18 protein-coding genes and 1 tRNA gene are annotated in these 19948 nt (G+C 71.9%); 9 read left to right on the plus strand and 10 right to left on the minus strand.

The annotated features are described in order from the left end of the window. Positions 1–192 precede the first annotated feature (192 nt). Entirely contained in the window at positions 193–1716 is a 1524-nt protein-coding gene (locus E4N63_RS16025) for a hypothetical protein (protein WP_230241008.1), read from the plus strand. Positions 1717–1764: 48 nt separating this feature from the next. Here E4N63_RS16025 and E4N63_RS16030 read toward each other — a convergent pair whose 3' ends face one another. Further along, positions 1765–3213, minus strand: coding sequence for a serine/threonine-protein kinase (locus tag E4N63_RS16030; RefSeq protein ID WP_230241009.1), 1449 nt, complete (start codon positions 3211–3213; stop codon positions 1765–1767). A 29-nt stretch (positions 3214–3242) separates the two neighbouring features. Continuing rightward, entirely contained in the window at positions 3243–3794 is a 552-nt protein-coding gene (locus E4N63_RS16035) for a DNA-binding protein (RefSeq protein WP_230241010.1), read from the minus strand. Between the two features lie 160 nt (positions 3795–3954). Between E4N63_RS16035 and E4N63_RS16040 the strand changes: the two genes are divergently transcribed. Next, positions 3955–4027 (plus strand) — tRNA-Ala (locus E4N63_RS16040). A gap of 75 nt (positions 4028–4102) precedes the next feature. Here E4N63_RS16040 and E4N63_RS16045 read toward each other — a convergent pair. Next, on the minus strand, positions 4103–4849 hold the full coding sequence (locus E4N63_RS16045) for a DUF5324 family protein (protein ID WP_185831160.1): 747 nt from the start codon (positions 4847–4849) through the stop codon (positions 4103–4105). A gap of 229 nt (positions 4850–5078) precedes the next feature. Here E4N63_RS16045 and E4N63_RS16050 point away from each other — a divergent pair, with 229 nt between their 5' ends. Together E4N63_RS16050 and E4N63_RS16055 are read left to right on the plus strand one after the other, a co-directional pair. Continuing rightward, entirely contained in the window at positions 5079–5612 is a 534-nt protein-coding gene (locus E4N63_RS16050; protein WP_019707362.1) for a peptidylprolyl isomerase, read from the plus strand. Between the two features lie 132 nt (positions 5613–5744). Next, on the plus strand, positions 5745–6644 hold the full coding sequence (locus E4N63_RS16055) for a rhomboid family intramembrane serine protease (protein WP_125623274.1): 900 nt from the start codon (positions 5745–5747) through the stop codon (positions 6642–6644). A 278-nt stretch (positions 6645–6922) separates the two neighbouring features. Here the strand turns inward: E4N63_RS16055 and crgA are convergent, their stop codons facing one another. Continuing rightward, positions 6923–7177, minus strand: coding sequence for a cell division protein CrgA (gene crgA, locus E4N63_RS16060; RefSeq protein ID WP_019707360.1), 255 nt, complete (start codon positions 7175–7177; stop codon positions 6923–6925). Between the two features lie 140 nt (positions 7178–7317). On the opposite strand from crgA, the gene E4N63_RS16065 reads away from it, so the two are divergent. The 5 genes from E4N63_RS16065 to E4N63_RS16085 all read left to right on the plus strand — a co-directional run bounded on the left by E4N63_RS16065 (position 7318) and on the right by E4N63_RS16085 (position 11335). After that, a complete protein-coding gene (locus tag E4N63_RS16065) occupies positions 7318–8103 on the plus strand; it encodes a DUF881 domain-containing protein (protein WP_125623275.1) in 786 nt (261 codons plus the stop codon). Between the two features lie 94 nt (positions 8104–8197). Further along, entirely contained in the window at positions 8198–8395 is a 198-nt protein-coding gene (locus E4N63_RS16070; protein WP_227962988.1) for a hypothetical protein, read from the plus strand. After that, positions 8392–9045: an aminodeoxychorismate/anthranilate synthase component II gene (locus E4N63_RS16075; protein ID WP_125623276.1), complete on the plus strand. Its 654-nt coding sequence runs from the start codon at positions 8392–8394 to the stop codon at positions 9043–9045. Before E4N63_RS16070 ends, E4N63_RS16075 begins: the two co-directional genes overlap by 4 nt. Before the next feature lie 298 nt (positions 9046–9343). Continuing rightward, positions 9344–10576 carry a class E sortase gene (locus E4N63_RS16080; protein WP_230241011.1) on the plus strand — a complete coding sequence of 411 codons (1233 nt, stop codon included), beginning with the start codon at positions 9344–9346 and terminating at the stop codon, positions 10574–10576. 30 nt (positions 10577–10606) lie between these two features. Next, positions 10607–11335, plus strand: a complete 729-nt coding sequence (locus E4N63_RS16085; RefSeq protein WP_125623278.1) for a class E sortase — start codon at positions 10607–10609, stop codon at positions 11333–11335. A 150-nt stretch (positions 11336–11485) separates the two neighbouring features. Here the strand turns inward: E4N63_RS16085 and pknB are convergent, their stop codons facing one another. The 6 genes from pknB to E4N63_RS16115 all read right to left on the minus strand — a co-directional run bounded on the left by pknB (position 11486) and on the right by E4N63_RS16115 (position 19550). Further along, positions 11486–13495, minus strand: coding sequence for a Stk1 family PASTA domain-containing Ser/Thr kinase (gene pknB / locus E4N63_RS16090; protein WP_230241012.1), 2010 nt, complete (start codon positions 13493–13495; stop codon positions 11486–11488). 168 nt (positions 13496–13663) lie between these two features. Then, positions 13664–15124: a penicillin-binding protein 2 gene (locus E4N63_RS16095; RefSeq protein ID WP_230241013.1), complete on the minus strand. Its 1461-nt coding sequence runs from the start codon at positions 15122–15124 to the stop codon at positions 13664–13666. Further along, a complete protein-coding gene (locus E4N63_RS16100) occupies positions 15121–16518 on the minus strand; it encodes an FtsW/RodA/SpoVE family cell cycle protein (protein WP_125623281.1) in 1398 nt (465 codons plus the stop codon). Before E4N63_RS16100 ends, E4N63_RS16095 begins: the two co-directional genes overlap by 4 nt. A 10-nt stretch (positions 16519–16528) precedes the next feature. Beyond that, the gene (locus tag E4N63_RS16105) at positions 16529–18055 is read right to left on the minus strand and encodes a PP2C family serine/threonine-protein phosphatase (protein WP_230241014.1); all 1527 of its coding nucleotides are present in this window, start codon (positions 18053–18055) and stop codon (positions 16529–16531) included. Between the two features lie 138 nt (positions 18056–18193). Next, on the minus strand, positions 18194–18715 hold the full coding sequence (locus tag E4N63_RS16110) for an FHA domain-containing protein (protein WP_230241015.1): 522 nt from the start codon (positions 18713–18715) through the stop codon (positions 18194–18196). A gap of 10 nt (positions 18716–18725) precedes the next feature. Then, positions 18726–19550: a DUF3662 and FHA domain-containing protein gene (locus E4N63_RS16115; RefSeq protein ID WP_043466396.1), complete on the minus strand. Its 825-nt coding sequence runs from the start codon at positions 19548–19550 to the stop codon at positions 18726–18728. Positions 19551–19948 lie beyond the last annotated feature (398 nt).

Genomic DNA, 19948 nt, shown 5'->3' on the forward strand with positions numbered 1-19948 from the left:
CTCTTGCTGTTGCTCCAGCGAATAAATATGGTGCAAAAGCAAAGAGGCCTGGCCGGTCCGGGAGGGGGCACGGGGCGCGGCGGACGGACCCCGGCCGTGCCGCGCGGCGGCGCCCCGCACCGCCGTACGCTGCGTGCTCGTACGTCCGGGGCCCGGCGGGGACGGCCGGGGACGACGGAGGGCGGTCGTGCGATGAGGCAGGGCGCAGGGGGAGGGACCCGGCTCGCCGCGGTGACGGCACTGTGCACGGCGGTGCTGTGCGGGGTGTTACCGGTCCCGGGGCAGCCCGCCGCGGCGGCCGATGGCCGGGCGGACCCCCCGCCGGCGTACCGGACCGCCGAGGACGCCGAGCGGACCGAGGGCACCGCGAGCGGCACCGGCGCCCCGGAGCTGAAAGCCCGCCACCACTACACCGACGCGATCGGTGCCGGCGAGACCCTCTACTACCGGGTCCGGCTGGACGAGGAGTCCAACGCCCATCTCTCCGCGGTCGCCGCGCTCCCGCCCGCCGGCGGAACGGCCTACGGCGACGGCATCGAGGTGACGCTGCGGAGTGCGGACGGGGCCCGGTGCGACGGTATGCGCGGCACAGCCGGTCCCGGCGGCTTCGGCCTGCCGGTCGCCGCCACCGCCTCCCGTCTCGTCCGGCCCAACGCGAGCTGCCAGGAGGCCGGTGAGTACCTGTTCACGGTGGAGCGCACCGGTGACGCCGCCTCCGGGCCGGGGGACTGGCCGCTGGAGATCTCCTTCCTGGCGGAGCCCGGTGTCACCGGCGGGGCCACCCAGGCGCCCGGCGGGGCCGAGTGGAGCACCGAGCCGCCCGCCGCCTCCGGCGACGCGGGCGGCCTCCCGCGGAAGGTGCGGGGCGGCACCGGATTCAACGACGCGGCCGCCACCGGTACGGGGGGCTGGAGGGACCGGCTGGAGCCCGGTGAGACGCTCTTCTACAGGATCCCGGTCGACTGGGGCCAGCGGCTCCGTGTCACCGCGGACGTAAGCGGCACCGAGCTCACCGGCGGCGGCGCCCCTCACCTCGGCAGCGGAGTGCTGCTGCGGCTCCACAACACGGCCCGCACCCCCGTCCACGAGCAGGGCGCGGCCTTCGACGGGCAGCCGAAGAGGCTGGGGTTCTCCACCGCGCCCGCCGCGTTCGGCCACCGGTTCAGCGGCACCGCCAAGGTCGGGGAGATGCGCTTCGCCGGCTGGTACCACCTGTCGGTGGCCCTGACGCCGGAGGCGGCCGGGCACATGGAGGGCGGCGTGGACCTCACCCTCCGGCTGGCCGTGGAGGGCGAACCGCAGCCCGGGCCGGCCTACGACGGCGACGCGGCCGCGGCCGGATTCGCCGTCTCCGACGAGGACCGGGAACGGGCGGCGGAAGGGCGGGCGACGGCACCGGAGCAGGCGGGCGGGGAGAAGGACGGGGAGACGGACGGGGACGGGGCGCTCCGGACCGTCGGGATCGCGGGCATCGGCGCGGGCACCGTGCTGCTGCTGGGGCTCGCGGTGTGGACACTGGCCGCCCGGCGCCGTACGGCCGGACCCGCCGCCGCAGCCACCACAACCGCCGGACCCGCTGTCACCACCGCGTCCGGCGGAATTCCGCACCTGCCGGCACCGGGCCGGCGGCCGGAGCATCCGCTGCCGGGAGGCCCCGGGCCGGAGAGCACGCCGCCGGAGCGGCACGGCGGCTACGGGCAGCCGCCCCGGCACTGACTCACGCCCCGGCACCGGCTCACCCGGTGGAACCGGCTCACCCGGCGGTCAGGGCCCAGATGCCGACGGCGTAGCACAGCAGCGCCAGAACGAGCACCGGAACGGCCACCTTCGCGGGCGGCCCCGGCCGCCTCTGCACCGGAGCGCGGTGAGCCGCCGGGCGGCGTACGGCGGCACCGGGGCGCCCGGCGGCCGCGGGGGCGCCGGGCGCGGTGTACGGGCCCGTGGCGGCGTAGTCGCGGGTACGTCGGCGGTGGTGGCCCGGGAGAAACCGGGGAGCCGGGGAAGCCGCGGGGGCACGGGCCCCGCCGTGCCGTGGCGGGGGCGCCGGGGAGCGGGGTACCGGCGAACGGGCCGGGCGGGGGCGTGTACGCGGGGCCGGGCGGGAGCCAGGACCGGAACCGGGGTCGGTGGTGTGGCCGGCGGCTCGGGAACCGGCGGTGCGGCCGGTCCCGGGTGCGCCGGGGAGCGGGCCGGAGGCGCCAGGGTGAAACTGCCGGTGTCCGTCAGCGAGGAGCCGGGCGTCGTGGTGGCCGCCGGTCCGCCCGGCCCGGGAGTCCGGGCACGCCCGGTTCCGTCCCCCTCGCCGTCGGCTGCCGGTGCCGCACGCCGCGGCCGTAACGGGCCATCGGGTCCGAACCCCTCGGGCAGCGGCCCGAGTTGGTCGAAGACCTCCACGGCCTCCTCGTCCACCGCGCCCTCCGGCAGCAGTTCGACGGCGGCGGCCAGCGCCTTGCGCGCGCCGGTGGCGGTACGGAACCGGGCGCCGGGATCCGGCTGCAGCAGGCCGGCCAGCGCCTGCCAGAGCGGCTCGGGGACCTCCTCGGGGGCGCCCGGAACACCGTGCGCCGTGAACCGCTCGACGAGCGCCCGGGCGTCGGGCTTGTGCCCCGTCAGCAGATAGAGGGCCAGCAGGCCGGTGGCGAACAGGTCGGCGGGGAAGTCGGGTTCGGCGCCCAGCATCTGCTCGGGCGCGAAGTAGCCGGGGGTGCCGACCACGTAGTCGGTCTCCGTCAGCCGGGGTTCTCCCTTGCGCAGGGCGATGCCGAAGTCGGAGAGCCGCAGATGCGGCCGCCGGACCCCGGTGGCCTCCAGCAGGACGTTGGCCGGCTTGATGTCCCGGTGGATGACGCCCTCCGCGTGCACCGCGGCCAGCCCGGAGAGCAACTGGTCCAGCAGCAGGCAGACATAGCGGGGCGGCAGCGGCCCGTAGTCGCCGATGAGATGGGCCAGCGAGCCGCCGCGCACCAGGTCCATGGTGAAGAGGACCTTGTCGTCGTCCGCGGCCCAGCTCGCCGGGGCCAGCACATGCGGATGGTCGATGCGCAGCGCCTGTTCCCGTACGAAGCGCAGCAGCGTGTGGGCGTCGCTCTGCCGCAGCACCTTGGCGGCGACGTAGCGACGCCTCCGGTGGTCCCAGGCGCGCCAGACGGCGCCCGCCCCGCCCCGGCCGACCGGGTCGACCAGTTCGTACCGCCCGGCGAAGACCTCACCCATCGTGCCGCCTCCCCTCGCGGACCGTCCGGTCAGCTCTGGTGCGCCTCGTAGTGGGCGACCGCTTCCGCGGTCCGCCCGGCACCGTACACCCGGAGGAACTCCGCCAGTTCGGGCTGGGAGGGCGCGAGCGCCTCGGCGGCCTCGATGATGTCCCCGGCGGCGGCGACGGAACGCAGCAGCGACTGGATCTCGCGCACCACCCGTCGCACGGTGGGCGCGCCCGAACTGGAGGTCGTCTGCGAGCCGGTGGGGGTGAGCACCGAGCCGCCCGAGCTCCGTTTGATCCCCTCCATGCGCTCCGCGGCCTCGGCGGCGCTGACGCTGCCGCCCGCGACCTGCGCGGCCAGTTCCTGCAGCGCCTGCACGCGCTGCACGACGGCCGGGTTGCCGATCTTCGCCCGCTGGCCGCTCATGAGCTGCGACAGCATGGGTGCCGAGAGTCCCAGCACAGCGGCGAGCCGGGCCTGGTTGAGCCCCAGATCGTCGATGAGCCGCCGGAAGAGCGCCCCCAGCGGTTCCCCGTACCAGCTCCGCTGCATCTCGCGGGCTCTGGCGGTGGCTTCCTGCTGTGCTGCTTCCATGGCGACTCCCCTTCGCTGCTGCGAACCTCGCGCCGCCATCCTACGGAGCGTGACGGGGGATCGGGAGTCCCCGTCCTTTGCCGGGATCACTCCGCGGACCCGGTACTCTTGTCTGCGGCGGACACCGGAGCGCGCTCGCGCGACGGGGGTTCACCGGCCCGGGGCCTTAGCTCAGTTGGTAGAGCGCTGTCTTTGCATGGCAGATGTCAGGGGTTCGACTCCCCTAGGCTCCACGCGCACGACGAACGGCGGGAGACCAGTGGTCTCCCGCCGTTCCGCTGTTCCCGGCCGCTCGCGCGGGTACCGGTTCAGCGCTTTTCGTCGCTTTCCGTAGCGCCGCCGGTCCCCGCTTCCCCCTCGGGGACGCCGGTCTGGTGGGACCGGAGCTCCGCGTCCAGCTCGGCCTGTTCGCTGCCGTCCACGGACGCCAGGGGCGCCCGCTCGCCGAGTTCGGTCGCGGCGGGCGGCTCGACCAGCCAGTCGGGGTTGGCCTGCTTGTCCCACCACTTCCAGGCGGCGACGGCGGCGCCCGCCAGGGCGCCCAGGATCAGCAGCCGCTTCGCGGCCCGGCCGTTGCGGGCGCGGCGCTCGCGCTTCCTCACCAGCTTCTGGATCTCCGCGGAGGTGACCTGCCCGCGAATCGCGGCCACCGCGGCGGCACTGCGCGCGGCGGCCTCGGTGCGGGCGGGCTCGGCCGCGGCGATGGCGTCGGCCAGGGCGTGCTCGACCCTCGGCACGGCGTAGTCGGCGGCCTGGCGGGCGGTCTCCCGCGCCCGGACCACCGCCTTCTGCGCCGCCAGATCGACCTTGGGCGGCAGCTGGCCGCGGGCCTGCTCGATCCGGGGCTGCAGCGCGCCGTACTGCGCGCGGGCAGTGGTGCGGGCCTGCTGCGCGGCCTGCGACACCTTCGGCGCCAGCTTGACCCGGGCCTCGTGCGCGTAGTGCGCGGCCTGGTGCCTGGCCGTGCCGGCGTACGGCGCCACCACCTCCGCTGCGTGCAGCACGCTCTCCTTCGCGGTGTCGGTCGCGGCGCGCACGCTGTCGATGCGTGTCACGGGATCCTCCTCCTCGGTGGTGGAACACGGGTGCCTGGGGGATCCCCCAGTAGGGACGCAGTTCGCCTATCCACCCGAAGAGAGATCATGCCCGTGGCGCCGGGGCGCGGCATGCGGTGACGCGCATCCGGGTGGGGCCGGGCGGGCGGCCGGATCGGTGGTTGCTCGTCGCCGCGGGGCCGGGCGTGCGAGGATCGGGGGCGTCAGTGAGAACTACGGAAGGCAGATCGTGGCCGAGCAGCTCTACGCCACCCTGAAGACCAACCACGGAGACATCGAGGTACGGCTGCTGCCGAACCACGCCCCGAAGACGGTCAAGAACTTCGTCGAGCTCGCCCGGGGCGAGCGTGAGTGGACGCACCCCCGGACCGGCAAGAAGACCAGCGACCGTCTCTACGACGGCACGGTCTTCCACCGGGTCATCAGCGGCTTCATGATCCAGGGCGGGGACCCGCTGGGCAACGGCACGGGCGGACCGGGCTACGAGTTCGGGGACGAGTTCCACCCCGACCTCTCGTTCGACCGTCCGTACCTGCTCGCCATGGCCAACGCCGGCCCGGGCACCAACGGTTCGCAGTTCTTCATCACCGTCTCGCCCACCGCGTGGCTGACGAACAAGCACACCATCTTCGGTGAGGTCGCGAACCCGGAGGGGCAGAAGGTCGTGGACACCATCGCGGCGCTCCCCACCAACCCGCGCACCGACCGTCCGACGCAGGACGTGGTGATCGAGTCGGTCGTCGTGGAGACCCGCGAGGGCTGAACCACGGCCGGCAAGGTCGCCGGAGGACCGCCCCGCCCGTCCGCGAACGCCGGCCGGGGCGGTCCCGGTGATCCGCCGGCCGCCGCACCGTACGACGCAGGACCGCAGGGCCCGCAGGACCGAGGGGGATCGATGGAGCAGGCGCCGGGAAACCCGGAACGGCCCGCGGCCGAGGGCGGCCTGCCCGGCTGCTACCGGCATCCGGACCGTGAGACCGGGATCAGCTGTGTCCGCTGTGAGCGGCCCATCTGCCCGGACTGCATGATCAGTGCCTCGGTCGGCTTCCAGTGCCCGGACTGCGTGCGGAGCGGCTCGGGCACGGGGCACGCGCCCGGAGCCAACCGGCCGCGGACCCTGGCGGGCGGAGTGCAGACCGCCGATCCGCGGCTGGTGACGAAGATCCTGCTGGCCGTCAATGTGGCGGTCTGGATCGCGGCCCTGGTGATCCAGGACCGGTTCATCGACTCCCTCGACATGCTCGGCCTGGCCGTGGACCGCGGTACGGGAGAGGTGGTCGGCGTCGCCGACGGCGAGTGGTACCGGCTGCTGACCTCGGCGTTCCTGCACGAGCAGCCGATGCACATCGCGTTCAACATGCTCGGTCTGTGGTGGCTCGGCGGACCGCTGGAGGCGGCTCTGGGCCGGGTCCGCTATCTGGCGCTCTATCTGCTGTCCGCGCTCGGCGGCAGCGCCCTGTCCTATCTGCTCGCGGCCCAGAACCAGCCGTCGCTGGGCGCGTCCGGCGCGATCTTCGGACTGCTGGGGGCCACCGTCGTGCTGCTGCGGCGGATGAACCAGGACATGCGGCCGGTGGTCATCCTGCTGGTGCTGAACCTGTTCATCACCTTCACCTGGGCCGACATCGCCTGGCAGGCGCACATCGGCGGCCTGGTCGTCGGTGCCGCGGTGGCGTTCGGCATGGTGCACGCCCCGCGAGGCCGGCGCGAGCTGGTGCAGTGGCTGACCTGCGGGGCGGTGCTGCTGGCGATCGCCGTGGTGCTCTGGGTCCGTACCCTTCAGCTTCTGGGCTGAGCGACTCCCGGACCGGGGGTTTTCCGCAGGGTGACGGCCGTTGTCCACAGCGGGTGCGGGATCTTGTGCACAGTGTTGGCGGGAGGGCGGGCACCCTCCGTCAACACCAGGTTGACCTGCACTTTTACGGACCGGACTGCGGATTGTACGACAACGAGGCAGTCGTATCGGCGGCCTGCCCGGCTGAGTTATCCACAGCTCTTAGTATCTTTTCCCCCGCTGTGGATAACTCTGTGGACAACGTGTGGGCAAAGCTTGACCGGTACGGTCACCGACCGCTACTTCCACTGGGTCGAGACCACGAACCCCGCCGCGATGAACCCGAAGCCCACCACGATGTTCCAGTTGCCGAGCGACTTGACGGGCATGTCACCGGTGGTCACATAGAACACCACGATCCAGGCCAGCCCGATCAGGAACAGGGCCAGCATCAGCGGCGCCACCCAGCTGCGGCCGCTCGACAGCTTGACGGTGGTCTGCTTCGCCGGCGGCGGCGTGAAGTCGGCCTTCTTACGGATACGTGACTTCGGCACGAGAGACTCTCCTGTCGATGCGCTGTGCGGCCGCGCAGGGATCTGGGCTGTCGGCCGGTTGAGAGCGACGGGGACACTTGCTCCCCCGGGCGCGTCCGTTAGCGTAGTGCTTCCGCGGCTTCGAAGGAGATAAGGGTACGGTGAGCAATCCGGCGGATCCCGCCCCCGAACCCCGCCTCCCCGCGCCCCGGAGGCCGGGATGGCATCCGGTGCGGCTTCTCACGGCAGGCATCTTCGCCCTGGCCGGCCTGCTGTTCTGGACCAGTTTCAATACCGCTCAGGGTACCAATCTCCGCACCGACGACTCCCTGCTGGAACTCTCCGATCTCATCCAGGAACGCAGCCGGGAGAACGCCCGGCTCGACGACCGGTCCGCCGCCGTGCGCGCCGAGATCGACCGGCTGGCCCGGCGCGACGACGGCAGCACCGACGCCCAGGACCGGAAGCTGGACGCGCTGGAGAAGGCCGCCGGCACCGAGAAGGTCAGCGGCCCCGGCCTGACCGTCACCCTCACCGACGCCCCGCCGGACGCCACGGCCCGCACGCCCGGCGCCCCCGACCCCCAGCCCAACGATCTCGTCATCCACCAGCAGGACCTCCAGGCCGTGGTCAACGCCCTCTGGCAGGGCGGCGCCAAGGGCATCCGCGTCATGGACCAGCGGCTCATCTCCACCAGCGCGGTCCGCTGCGTCGGCAACACCCTGATCCTGCAGGGCAGGGTCTACTCGCCGCCGTACGTGGTCACCGCGGTCGGTGACACCGGGTCCCTCCAGCAGGCGCTCAACGACTCCCCGGCGATCGAGAACTACCTGCGCTACGTCGACGCGTACGGCCTGGGCTGGGAGGTGGAGCGGCACGACGCCGTGACCCTGCGCGGCCACGCCGGCACCGTCGACCTCCAGCACGCGACCCCGGTGGAGAGGTGATCCGCCGCGGGGCCGCGGTCCCGCGGCGTCAACCGGAAGAGGTGCTTTCCCCCGCCGGCCCCCGGCCGGGGCCCGGATCCCCTTACTCTGGTCGGTGCACCGATCGGAAAGGGTCAGCATGTACGGCTGGATCTGGCGGCAGCTGCCGGGGAACACATGGGTGCGGGCACTGCTCTCGCTCGTGCTCGTGCTGGCGATCGTCTTCGTGCTGTTCCAGTACGTCTTCCCGTGGGCGGAGCCACTGCTGCCGTTCGGCGACGTGACGGTCGACAACGGGGGTGGTTCCCGGTGAGCGCGCGCATCCTCGTCGTGGACAACTACGACAGCTTCGTCTTCAACCTCGTCCAGTACCTCTACCAGCTCGGCGCCGAGTGCGAGGTGGTGCGGAACGACGCGGTGGAGCTCGGCCACGCCCGGGACGGCTTCGACGGCGTCCTGCTCTCCCCCGGCCCCGGCACCCCCGAAGAGGCGGGCGTCTGCGTGGACATGGTGCGCCACTGCGCGGACACCGGCGTCCCGGTCTTCGGCGTCTGCCTGGGCATGCAGTCCATGGCGGTGGCCTTCGGCGGCGTCGTCGGGCGGGCCCCCGAGCTGCTGCACGGCAAGACCTCTCTCGTGCACCACGGCGGTGAGGGCGTCTTCCGGGACCTTCCCACACCCTTCACGGCCACCCGCTACCACTCGCTCGCGGTCGAGCGGGAGACCGTGCCCGCCGAGCTGCGGATCACCGCCTGGACGGGCGGGGACGGCCCGGAGAACGGCATCGCCATGGGGCTGCGCCACCGTGAACTCCCGGTCGAGGGAGTGCAGTTCCACCCGGAGTCGGTCCTCACCGAATGGGGGCACCGGATGCTGGCGAACTGGCTCGCCGAGTGCGGGGACGGCGGCGCGGTGGAACGGTCGGTGGGTCTCGCGCCGGTGGTCGGCAAGGCCGCCGCGTGACCGCCCTCCGCCCCGAACGGGACAGCTCCCGCGCCCCGTACGAGGGCGGCGGGACACCGCCGTACGACGAGCCCGCCTCGTTCGCGGCGGACGGCGGGCCGGCCGACCCGCTGAACGGTCCCCTCCCCGGCTCCCCGGCACGCCCGTCCCGGCGGCGGAAGCACCGTGCCCGGTTACGGCGAGACGCACGCCGCGGCCGCCCACTCCGGGGGTACGACGACCCGTACGCACCGCCGGCCGCCCGCCCGCACGAGGAGTTCCCGGCCGAGGCGTACCCCGGAGCCCCGCCTTCCGGGCCGTGGCGGACCCCTGGCGCCCCGGCCGCCCGGTGCAGAGCGGCTACGGAAGTGCCCCCGCGGAGCCCTACGAGGGCGCTCAGGCGCCCCGTACGCACCGGCGGGGCCCCAGCCCTTTCACCGCCGGGCTGGCGGCCGTCTCCGGCGCCCCGGAAACCCCGGCCGCACCGGACCCGGTGGTTCCGCCCGGCCCCGCCGCGGTCCCCGGCGACGACCGTACGGTCACCCTGCGCGCCCCGGAACCGCCCGCGGACGAGGCCACGGTGGCCCTGCGCATCGCCGACATCCCGGCCACGGACACCGGGGCCGGCCGCGCCGACCCGTCCACCGGGGTCCCCGCCACCGGCGGCCGGGCGGCCCGGCGCAAGGCCGCACAGAGCGGCGGCCGACGGCACGGGAGCGGCCGCCGTGCCCGCCGCCCCGGAACCGCCGCGGCCGGCGGGACGGCAGCGGCCGCCGCCGCTGCCACGGCTCCGGCCGGCTCCGGTGCCGCCGCGGCGCCGTGTTCCCGGGTCGAGGCCCGCCGGCTGGCGCGGGCCCGCAAGGACAGCCCCGGGGTGATCGCCAGCCGGGTGCTCGGTGAGACGTTCATCACGGTCGGCGTGCTGATGCTGCTGTTCGTCACCTACCAGCTGTGGTGGACGAACGTCCTGGCGAACCAGCAGGCCGGCGGCGCCGCCAGCAACCTCCAGGAGGAATGGGACAAGGGCGGCGACGAGAAGACCGAGAACCGGGACCCGGGCGTCTTCTCGCCCGGCGAGGGATTCGCGATCATGTACATCCCCAAGCTGGACGTGAAGGTCCCGATCGCCGAGGGGATCGACAAGCACAAGGTGCTCGACCGCGGTATGGCCGGGCACTATGCCGAGGGCAAGCTGAAGACGGCCATGCCCTGGGACGAGAAGGGCAACTTCGCGGTGGCCGGGCACCGCAACACCCACGGCGAGCCCTTCCGCTACATCAACAAGCTCAAGCCGGGCGACGAGATCATCGTCGAGACGCGGGACACGTACTACATCTACGCGATGGCGAGCATCCTCCCCCAGACCCCGCCGTCCAACATCAGCGTGATCGACCCGGTGCCGAAGCAGTCGGGCTTCACCGGACCCGGCAGGTACGTCACCCTCACCACCTGCACCCCGGAGTTCACCAGTACGTACCGGATGATCGTCTGGGGCAAGATGGTCGATGAACGGCCGCGGAGCGAGGGCAAGCCCGACGCGCTCGTCGGCTGAGGACCGAGCAGAACGGACAACGGGGACGCCGTGGCAGCCACGACCGAACACGACGAGCAGACCGGGGCGCCGCGGCCCGCCGCCCGACCGCGCCGGAGGGGGCGGATCGCGGCGGTGGTGGGCGTGCTCGGCGAACTGCTCATCACCGCGGGGCTGGTGCTGGCCCTCTTCGTCGTCTACTCGCTGTGGTGGACCAATGTGCTGGCCGACCGCGAGGCGGACCGCAAGAGCGAGCAGATCCGGGACCGCTGGGCGGGCGGCCCCGGTGCCCTCGACACCGGGGACGGCATCGGCTTCCTGCACGTCCCGGCGATGGAGGAGGACGCGATCCTCGTCACCGAGGGCACCGACACCGAGGAGCTCAACGCGGGTGTCGCCGGCTACTACACGGACCCGGTGAAGGCCGCGATGCCGTGGAAGAAGAAGGGCAACTTCTCGCTCGCCGCACACCGTGACGGCCACGGCGCCAAGTTCCACAACATCCACAAGCTTCAGGACGGCGATCCGGTCGTCTTCGAGACCCGCGACACCTGGTACGTGTACCGGGTCTACGAGAAGCTGCCGGAGACCTCCAAGTACAACGTGGACGTGCTCGCCCACGTCCCCGAAGTGTCGGGGAAGAAGAAGGCCGGCCGCTATCTGACGCTGACGACGTGCACCCCCATCTACACCTCGGACTACCGCTACATCGTCTGGGCCGAGCTGGAGCGCACGGAGAAGGTCGACGCCGACCGCACCCCGCCGGCGGAACTGCGCTGACCGCGGGGGCGCCCGCACACCACCGGAACGCCGGTCCGTCGTCCCGCCGGTCGCTCATGAGAAGTCCCCGGCACCCGCGAGGGGCACCGGGGACTTCCGCGTGACGGAACGGGCCGCCGGGGGCCGGAGGGCCGGTTCCGGAGCCCGGGGCTAGTCGTCGCCGCCGGCACCGCCGAAGAAGCCGCCGAAGCCGCCGCCGTCTCCGCCGTCACCGCCGCCGTTGCCGCCGTTGCCGCCCGGTGCGGCGATGGTGACCAGGGTGACGGCCTGGCCCTTCTTCACCTGCTCGCCCGCGGCCGGCGAGGTGTTGATCACCACGGCCTTGTCGTCCTGCGGTCCGGTGAAGCCGCCGATGGTGAGCCCGGCGTCCTGCAGGGTCTTCTTGGCGTCCTTGACGCTCTGGCCCTTCACATCCGGCATCGGGAACTGCTCGGCGGCCTTGGCGATCTGGATGTTGACGGTCGAGCCCGCCGCGACCTGCTCACCCGGCGCGAAGCTCTGCGAGACGATGGTGCCCGGCTCGGCGTCCGACTCGACCTCGCTCTGCTCGCCCAGCACCAGACCGGCGCCCTCGAGGATCGTCTTGGCCTCGTCCGGCCGCTTGCCCGTGAGATCCGGGACGGTGGACTGCTCCGCCTCCTTGGCGACGGAGAGGGTGATGGTCACGTCCTTCGCCCGCTCGCTGCCCGCCTTGGGGGACTGCTCGATGACCGTGCCCGGGGTGCGCTCGGAGACCACGTCCTTGCGCTGGATGTTCTCGAAGCCCTTGTCCTCCAGATCGGACTTGGCCTCTTCGAACTTGGCCCCGATGACATCCGGGACGGAGATCTTCTCCGGGCCGGAGCAGACGGTCACGGTGACCGTGTCGCCCTTGGGCACCTCGGTATCCGGCTCCGGTGACTGCTTGATGACGCTGTCCTTCTCACCGCTCTCGCAGGGCTCGCTGCCGCCCTTGGCGATCTCCAGATCGGAGTTGAGGACGCGCTCCTCCGCCTCCTCGTAGGACTTTCCGATCAGGTTCGGGACGGGGCGGTCGTCGTCGGGGCTGCTGCCGAAGAGTTCCCGGCCGATGAAGATCGCGCCGATGAGGACCAGCAGCCCCGCGACGACGAGCAGGATCGTCGAGGTGTTGCTCTTCTTGGCCGCGCCGCGGCGCCGGTCGGGCCGCTCGTCGTAGCCGAAGCCGCCGTCGTCCTCGCGCATCGGCGGCAGCATGCTCGTCTGGCCGCCCGCGCCCTGGGCCGGGAGGGCGGTGGTGGGCTGGTCGGCGCCGTAGGCCCCGTAGCCGACGGCGCCCATGGCTGCGGTGGCGGCGACGGGCTGGCCGTCGAGGGCGGCCTCGATGTCGGCGCGCATCTCGTCGGCCGACTGGTAGCGGTAATCCGGGTCCTTCGTGAGCGCCTTGAGGACGATGGCGTCCATCTCCGGCGTGATCTCGGGATCGAAGGTGCTCGGCGGCTGAGGCTCCTCGCGGACGTGCTGGTAGGCCACGGCCACGGGTGAGTCGCCGACGAACGGCGGCCGCACCGTGAGCAGTTCGTAGAGGAGACAGCCGGTGGAGTAGAGGTCGGAGCGGGCGTCGACCTGCTCGCCCTTCGCCTGCTCCGGGGAGAGGTACTGGGCGGTGCCGATGACGGCGGCGGTCTGCGTCATGGTCATACCGGAGTCGCCCATGGCGCGGGCGATGCCGAAGTCCATGACCTTGACCTGGCCGGTGCGGGTCAGCATGACGTTCGCGGGCTTGATGTCGCGGTGGACGATGCCGGCCCGGTGGGAGTACTCCAGCGCCTGGAGGACCCCGATGGTCATCTCCAGTGACCGTTCGGGCAGCAGCTTCCGCCCGGAGTGCAGCAGCTCCCGCAGTGTGGAACCGTCGACGTACTCCATCACGATGTAGGGGATGGAGACGCCGTCCACGTAGTCCTCGCCGGTGTCGTACACGGCGACGATGGACGGGTGGTTCAGGGAGGCGGCCGACTGGGCCTCGCGGCGGAACCGGGCCTGGAACGACGGGTCGCGGGCGAGGTCCACCCGCAGGGTCTTCACAGCGACGGTACGGCCGAGCCGGGTGTCGTGGGCGAGGTACACCTCGGCCATGCCACCACGGCCGAGCACCGAGCCCAGCTCGTACCGGCCGCCGAGGCGACGCGGCTCTTCCATAGCTTCTCCAGCCCTCTCCGTCATTCCCGACCGCACCGACATGGGGCCCGGCGGTGTGCTGTCCGGGCATACCGTACCCGGCGCGTCTTAAGCGGTCCGGGCGTCAGGGCGAGCTGATACACGACCGGTACGACAAGAAGGGCGGATCGCTTCATGGGGTGACCGAGATCACTTCTTGAGCACGGCCCGCATGACGTCTTCCGCGATCGGAGCGGCCAGCCCGCCACCGCTGACGTCGCCCCGGGCGGCGTCGGAGTCCTCGACCACGACGGCCACGGCGACCGGGGAACCCTCGTCCGTCTTCGCGTAGGAGATGAACCAGGCGTACGGCTTCTCGCTGTTGTCGACACCGCGCTGGGCGGTACCGGTCTTGCCGCCGACCGTCACACCGGGGATCCGGGCGTTCTGGCCGGTGCCCTTCTCGACGACCGTCTCCATCGCGGACTGCAGCTTCTGCGCGTTCTCCGGAGAGAGCGGTTGGCTCATCTCCTCGGGGCTCGTCTGCTCGATCACATTGAGGTTCGGCGCCCGCAGCTCGTCGACCATGTACGGCTGCATCAGCTTGCCGTCGTTGGCGACGGCCGCGGCGACCATGGCCATCTGGAGCGGGGTGGCCGCCGTCTCGAACTGGCCGATGGCGGAGAGCGCCGTCTGCGGCTTGTCCATCTCGGTGGAGACGTTGCTGCGGCCGGCCCGGACCGGGGTGTCGATCTCGGAGTTGTTGAAGCCGAACTTCTCGGCCGTCTCGACCAGCTTGTCCCGGCCGAGATCGGCGCCGATCTTGCCGAAGACCGTGTTGCAGGAGACCCGCAGGGCCTCCCGCAGGGAGCCCTTCTCACACGTCGGGTGGGGCCCGTCGTTCTTCAGCTCGGTCTGCGTGTTCGGGAGGATGTAGGGGTCGGGGGTGTCCGTCTTGGCGTCGATGTCGTCGATCAGACCGTGCTCGAGCGCCGCGGCCGCGGTGACCACCTTGAACGTCGAGCCGGGGAAGAAGGTCTCGCGCAGCGCCCGGTTGTGCATCGGCTTGTCCGGGTCCTTGAGGAGCTTCTGGTAGTTCTCGCCCTCCTTCTCGCTCATGCCGGCGATGTCGGACGGGTCGTAGCTCGGGGCGCTGGCGAGGGCGAGGATCGCGCCGGTGGACGGGTTGATCGCCGCCACGGCGCCCTTCTTGTCGCCCAGGCCCTCGAACGCGGCCTTCTGCGCCTTGGCGTTGAGCGTGGTGACGACCTGGCCGCCGGTCTTCTCCTTGCCGGTGAGCATGTCGATCGTGTTGGTGAAGAACAGCCGGTCGTCGTTGCCGGTGAGGATGCCGTCGTAGAGCTTTTCGAGCTGGTTGGCGTCGTAGACCTGGGAGGCGTAGCCGGTGACCGGCGCCCACATCTCACCGTTCTTGTACGTGCGCTTGTACTTGAAGTCGCCGCTGTCGGTGGTGGTGGAGCCGGTGATGGCCTTGCCGTCGACGATGATGTCGCCGCGCGGCACGCTGTACCGCTCGATGGCGACTCTGCGGTTGTGCTTGTCGCTCTGCAGTTCGTCGGCCTGGACGAACTGCACCCAGTTGACGCGGACCAGCAGGGCCAGTATCAGCAGGCCGCAGAAGATCGCTACACGGCGGAGTGGCTTGTTCACGTTCGGACCACCTGGGTCATCTCGGCGTCGGTGGACGGTGCCGGGGCGGGGGCCGGGCGGCGGGCTGTGTCGCTGATTCTCAGCAGGATGGCCACGAGCGCCCAGTTGGCGATCACGGACGATCCGCCCTGGGCGAGGAACGGCAGCGTCATGCCCGTCAGCGGGATGAGGCCGGTGACGCCGCCGGCGACGACGAACACCTGGAGGGCGAAGGCGCCGGCGAGGCCCACGGCCAGCAGTTTGCCGAACGGGTCGCGGGCGGCGAGAGCGGTGCGCATCCCGCGCTCGATCAGCAGGGCGTAGAGCACCAGGACGGCCATGACGCCGGTGAGCCCCAGCTCCTCGCCCACGGTGGCCAGGATGTAGTCGCTCTTGGGGGCGATGCCGCCGATGAGGCGGGAGTAGCCCTGGCCGAGCCCGGAGCCGAGGATGCCGCCCGCGCCGAAGGTGTACATGGCCTGCGCGGTCTCCGTGACACCGCCGTCCTGCAGCTCCAGCGGGTTCAGCCAGTTGTGGACCCGGCTCTGGACGTGGGAGGCGAAGGAGGCGACGGCGACGGCGCCCACGGCGCTGAGGGTGAGGCCGAAGACGACCCAGCTGGTGCGCTCGGTGGCCACGTACAGCATGATCACGAAGAGGCCGAAGAAGAGCAGCGAGGTGCCGAGGTCGGTCTCGAAGATCAGGATCATCAGGCTGAGCGCCCAGATGACGATGATCGGGCCGAGGTCCCGGCCGCGGGGGAGGTACATGCCCATGAAGCGGCGGCTGGCGAGGGCGAGGGCGTCCCGCTTGACCATCAGGTAGCCGGCGAAGAAGACCGCGATGATGATCTTGGCGAACTCGCCCGGCTGGAGCGAGCCGACGCCCGGAATGGTGATCCAGATCCGGGCGCCGAAGCGGGCCGGGAAGAACATGGGCAGGATCAGCAGGATCAGCGCCACCACCATGGAGATGTAGGTGTAGCGCTGGAGCACCCGGTGGTCCTTGAGGAAGAACAGCACGCCGAGGAAGAGGGCGACGCCGAGGGTGGACCACATCAGCTGGCCGGGCGCCATCGCGCCGCCGAGCCGCGGGGTGGTGATGCTCGGCTCCAGGTCGAGCCGCCAGATCAGCACCAGGCCGAGGCCGTTGAGGAGCGTGGCGATCGGCAGCATCAGCGGGTCGGCGTACGGCGCGAACTTGCGCACCATGAAGTGGGCTATGCCCGCCAGCAGGCCGAGGCCCGCGGCGTAGCCGAAGACCCCCGCGGGGACGGTGCCCTCCTTCGCCAGGCCCACGTTGACGTAGGCGAAGACGGGGATGAGCACGGCGAAGACGAGCAGCGCCAGCTCGGTGTTGCGCCGGCTCGGTGCGCCCATCGGCCCGATGGTGGTGGTGTTGGCTGAACTGCTCATGGCTGGCCCCCTATGGCTGCGTGCTGTCGCACTGCTTGGCCAGCCGTTGCTCTTCCTCCGAAAGGCTGGGGCCCGGCGACGGAGTGGCGGCCCTGCTGGCGTCGTTGTCCTGGTCCTCGGTGCCGGTCCGGTCGCCCGGGGCGCCGGCCTCCTTCTGCCGCTCCTCGGCTTCCTTCTCCTTGGCGGCCTGTTCCTCGGCGGCGGCCTGCTGTTCGGCCTTCTTGCGGCAGGCGGTGGCCTGCTTGCCGAGGTCGCCGACCTTGTCGCGGGCCTGCGAGAGGCTCGCGACCGCGATGGTCTCCTTGACCTGGTTGCGCTGGTAGACAGGAAGGTACTTGAGTTCGATCTCGGGGTGGTCCTCGTGGACCTTGTTGAGGCTGATCCAGGCGAGGTCCTGGCTGATGCCCTGGTAGAGCGCGACGTGCTCGCCCTCGGTGCCCACGTAGTACTGGGTCTGGGTCCAGCGGTATCCGGCGTAGAGACCGCCGCCGAGGACGCCCAGGACGAGGACGAGCCCCAGGGATCTCTTGAGCCACTTGCCGCGCCGCGGCTTGCTCAGATCACCGCCGGCGTAGTCGCCGTAGGCGCCGTCACCGGGCGGGTCGCCGACGGGGTCGCCGCTGCCGGGCGGGCCGAAGCCGCCCGCCGGGGCCCCGGGGTTCTGGCCCTGCTGTGGTACGCCCCGGCCGAGGCCGGCCGCGCGCCCCGCCGGGGTCTGCATCGCGCCGTTGTCGCCGAGCTGCGCCTGGTTCTCGGCGACGGCGCCGACCACCACGGGGGTGTCGTTGAGCCGGCCGGAGAGGGTGTCGGTGCCGTCCACGTCGAGGACGTCGGCCACAATGCAGGTGATGTTGTCGGGGCCGCCGCCGCGCAGCGCGAGCTGGATGAGCTCCTGCACGGTCTCGTGCGGGCCCTGGTAGCCGGCGAGGGTGTCCTCCAGCGTCTGGTGGCTGACGACGCCGGAGAGCCCGTCGGAGCAGATGAGGTAGCGGTCGCCGGCCCGGACCTCGCGGATGGAGAGATCGGGCTCGACGTGGTCGCCGCTGCCCAGCGCGCGCATCAGCAGGGAGCGCTGCGGGTGGGTGGTGGCCTCCTCCTCGGTGATCCGGCCCTCGTCCACCAGCCGCTGGACCCAGGTGTGGTCCTGGGTGATCTGGGTGAGGACGCCGTCGCGGAGGAGATAGGCGCGGGAGTCGCCGACGTGGACCAGGCCGAGGCGGCGGCCCGTCCACAGCAGCGCGGTGAGGGTGGTGCCCATGCCCTCCAGCTGCGGGTCCTCCTCGACCATCACGCGCAGCTGGTCGTTGGCGCGCTGCACGGCCGTGCCGAGGGAGGTGAGGAGGTCCGAGCCGGGCACGTCGTCGTCGAGCTCGACGAGGGTGGAGATCACCTCGGAGCTGGCGACCTCGCCCGCCGCCTGGCCGCCCATGCCGTCGGCGATGGCGAGGAGGCGGGGGCCGGCGTAACCGGAGTCCTCGTTGCCCTCGCGGATCATGCCTTTGTGCGATCCGGCGGCGAAGCGCAGTGACAGACTCATGCGCACCTCGCCTGTCGGCTCCGGGTACATCCGCACGGTGCCCACCCTCCGGTCGGGAGCGCGCGGGAGTCCCCTGCCGGGACGGTCCCGGCGGCTGTGTCCGCCGGGGCGCGCTCGCTCCGCTCGCTCATTGTCTTACTACTTCCGCAGCTCGATGACGGTCTTGCCGATGCGGATCGGCGCACCCGGCGGAATCGGCGTCGGCGCGGTGAGTCGGTTCCGGTCGAGATAGGTGCCGTTGGTGGAGCCGAGGTCCTCGACGATCCACTGGCCGTCCCGGTCCGGGTAGATCCTGGCGTGCCGGCTGGAGGCGTAGTCGTCGTCGAGCACGATGGTCGAGTCGTGCGCGCGGCCGAGGCTGATGGTCTGCCCCTGCAGCGCGACGGTCGTGCCCGTCAACGTGCCCTCGGTGACGACGAGTTTGGTCGGGGCGCCACGCCGCTGCCGGCCCCCGCCGCGGCCGCCCGTCTGCTGGCGCGGGGGCTGCGGCGGACGTGCCGCCTGGGCCGCGCGGCCGGGTTCGGCGCCGCGGCGTGCCGCGCGCTGCGTCACGCGGGTGCCGAACAGATCGCTGCGGATGACCTGTACGGCCACGATGACGAACAGCCACAGTACGGCGAGAAAACCCAGCCGCATGACCGTCAGGGTCAGCTCTGACATTGCCCCCGCTTCACCCTTCGGCTTGCCGGTAAACGATGGTGGTACTGCCCACGACGATTCGCGAGCCGTCGCGGAGCGTAGCGCGGGTGGTGTGCTGTCCGTCCACCACGATGCCGTTGGTCGACCCGAGATCCTGGATCACCGTGGGCGTACCCGTCCGGATTTCGCAGTGCCGGCGGGAGACTCCGGGGTCGTCGATGCGGACATCGGTCTCGGTGCTGCGGCCGAGGACCAGCGTCGGACGGGAGATCTGGTGGCGGGTGCCGTTGATCTCGATCCAGCGGCGGGTCTGCGCGCCGGGCAGCGGCGCGGCGCCGGGCAGCCGCGACACCGGAGCCGGACCGGGCGGAGGTCCGGGCGGCGGCGAGGACGGCATCGGCGGCGGACCGCCGGGCTGCGCCGGATAGCCGCCGGGGTGCGGCGCCGCGGCGGGGCGGCGGCCGGCCGGGGCCTGGGACTCGCTGGAGGCGAGGGTGCGGCTGCGGACCCGGTACAGACCGGTGTCGAGGTCCTCGGCCTTCTCCAGATGGACCTGGACAGAGCCCATGAAGGTGTAGCGCTGCTGCTTGGCGTAGTCGCGGACCATGCCGGACAGTTCGTCGCCCAGCTGGCCGGAGTACGGGCTGAGGCGCTCGAAGTCCGGTGCGCTCAGCTCGACGATGAAGTCATTGGGCACGACCGTCCGCTCGCGGTTCCAGATGGTCGCGTTGTTGTCGCACTCGCGCTGGAGCGCGCCGGCGATCTCGACCGGCTGCACCTCGGACTTGAACACCTTGGCGAAGGTGCCGTTCACGAGACCCTCGAGACGCTGCTCGAAGCGCTTCAGTACTCCCACTGGGCACCTCCTTCCCTGACCCGTGCCGCAACCCGCCGCTGGTACTGCCTACTGATCGTATCCACGAGCCGCAAACACGACTGGTTCCACATCCCGCCCCTGCCTGTCAGTGTCGCCGCTCACAGGATCGTAGAGGCGGCTGCCAACAGTGTCCCGCAACCTGCGGGGTGCTCGGGCGGTCGGGGGCGGGAAAGCGGAGCTCCGGGAGAAGATCGCGGGACGGATGGGGAGAGAGCGGACGCGCGGGGCGGGGAACACGGCCGGCGCGGGCCCTGCGCCGGGTCGCGCGGGGGCCCCGGAACGCATGTGAAGTCACCCTGGCCGGCGTGCTAATCTTCTGGATGTCGGAAGGCGCTCACACACCACCGGCCCGAGAGGGTCCGGGAGATGTGAGAGAA

Origin of the sequence: Streptomyces sp. MNU89 (assembly GCF_020982505.1) — a bacterium.
GTDB classification, from domain to species: domain Bacteria; phylum Actinomycetota; class Actinomycetes; order Streptomycetales; family Streptomycetaceae; genus Streptomyces; species Streptomyces xinghaiensis.

What these genes read in the sequence shown, in the direction of transcription:
- E4N63_RS16025 (WP_230241008.1), top strand. Translation starts at nt 193, where the DNA reads ATGAGGCAGGGCGCAGGGGGAGGGACCCGGCTCGCCGCGGTGACGGCA.
- E4N63_RS16030 (WP_230241009.1), bottom strand. Translation starts at nt 3,213, where the DNA reads ATGGGTGAGGTCTTCGCCGGGCGGTACGAACTGGTCGACCCGGTCGGC.
- E4N63_RS16035 (WP_230241010.1), bottom strand. Translation starts at nt 3,794, where the DNA reads ATGGAAGCAGCACAGCAGGAAGCCACCGCCAGAGCCCGCGAGATGCAG.
- E4N63_RS16055 (WP_125623274.1), top strand. Translation starts at nt 5,745, where the DNA reads ATGGAGCAGGCGCCGGGAAACCCGGAACGGCCCGCGGCCGAGGGCGGC.
- pknB (WP_230241012.1), bottom strand. Translation starts at nt 13,495, where the DNA reads ATGGAAGAGCCGCGTCGCCTCGGCGGCCGGTACGAGCTGGGCTCGGTG.
- E4N63_RS16100 (WP_125623281.1), bottom strand. Translation starts at nt 16,518, where the DNA reads ATGAGCAGTTCAGCCAACACCACCACCATCGGGCCGATGGGCGCACCG.
- E4N63_RS16105 (WP_230241014.1), bottom strand. Translation starts at nt 18,055, where the DNA reads ATGAGTCTGTCACTGCGCTTCGCCGCCGGATCGCACAAAGGCATGATC.
- E4N63_RS16110 (WP_230241015.1), bottom strand. Translation starts at nt 18,715, where the DNA reads ATGTCAGAGCTGACCCTGACGGTCATGCGGCTGGGTTTTCTCGCCGTA.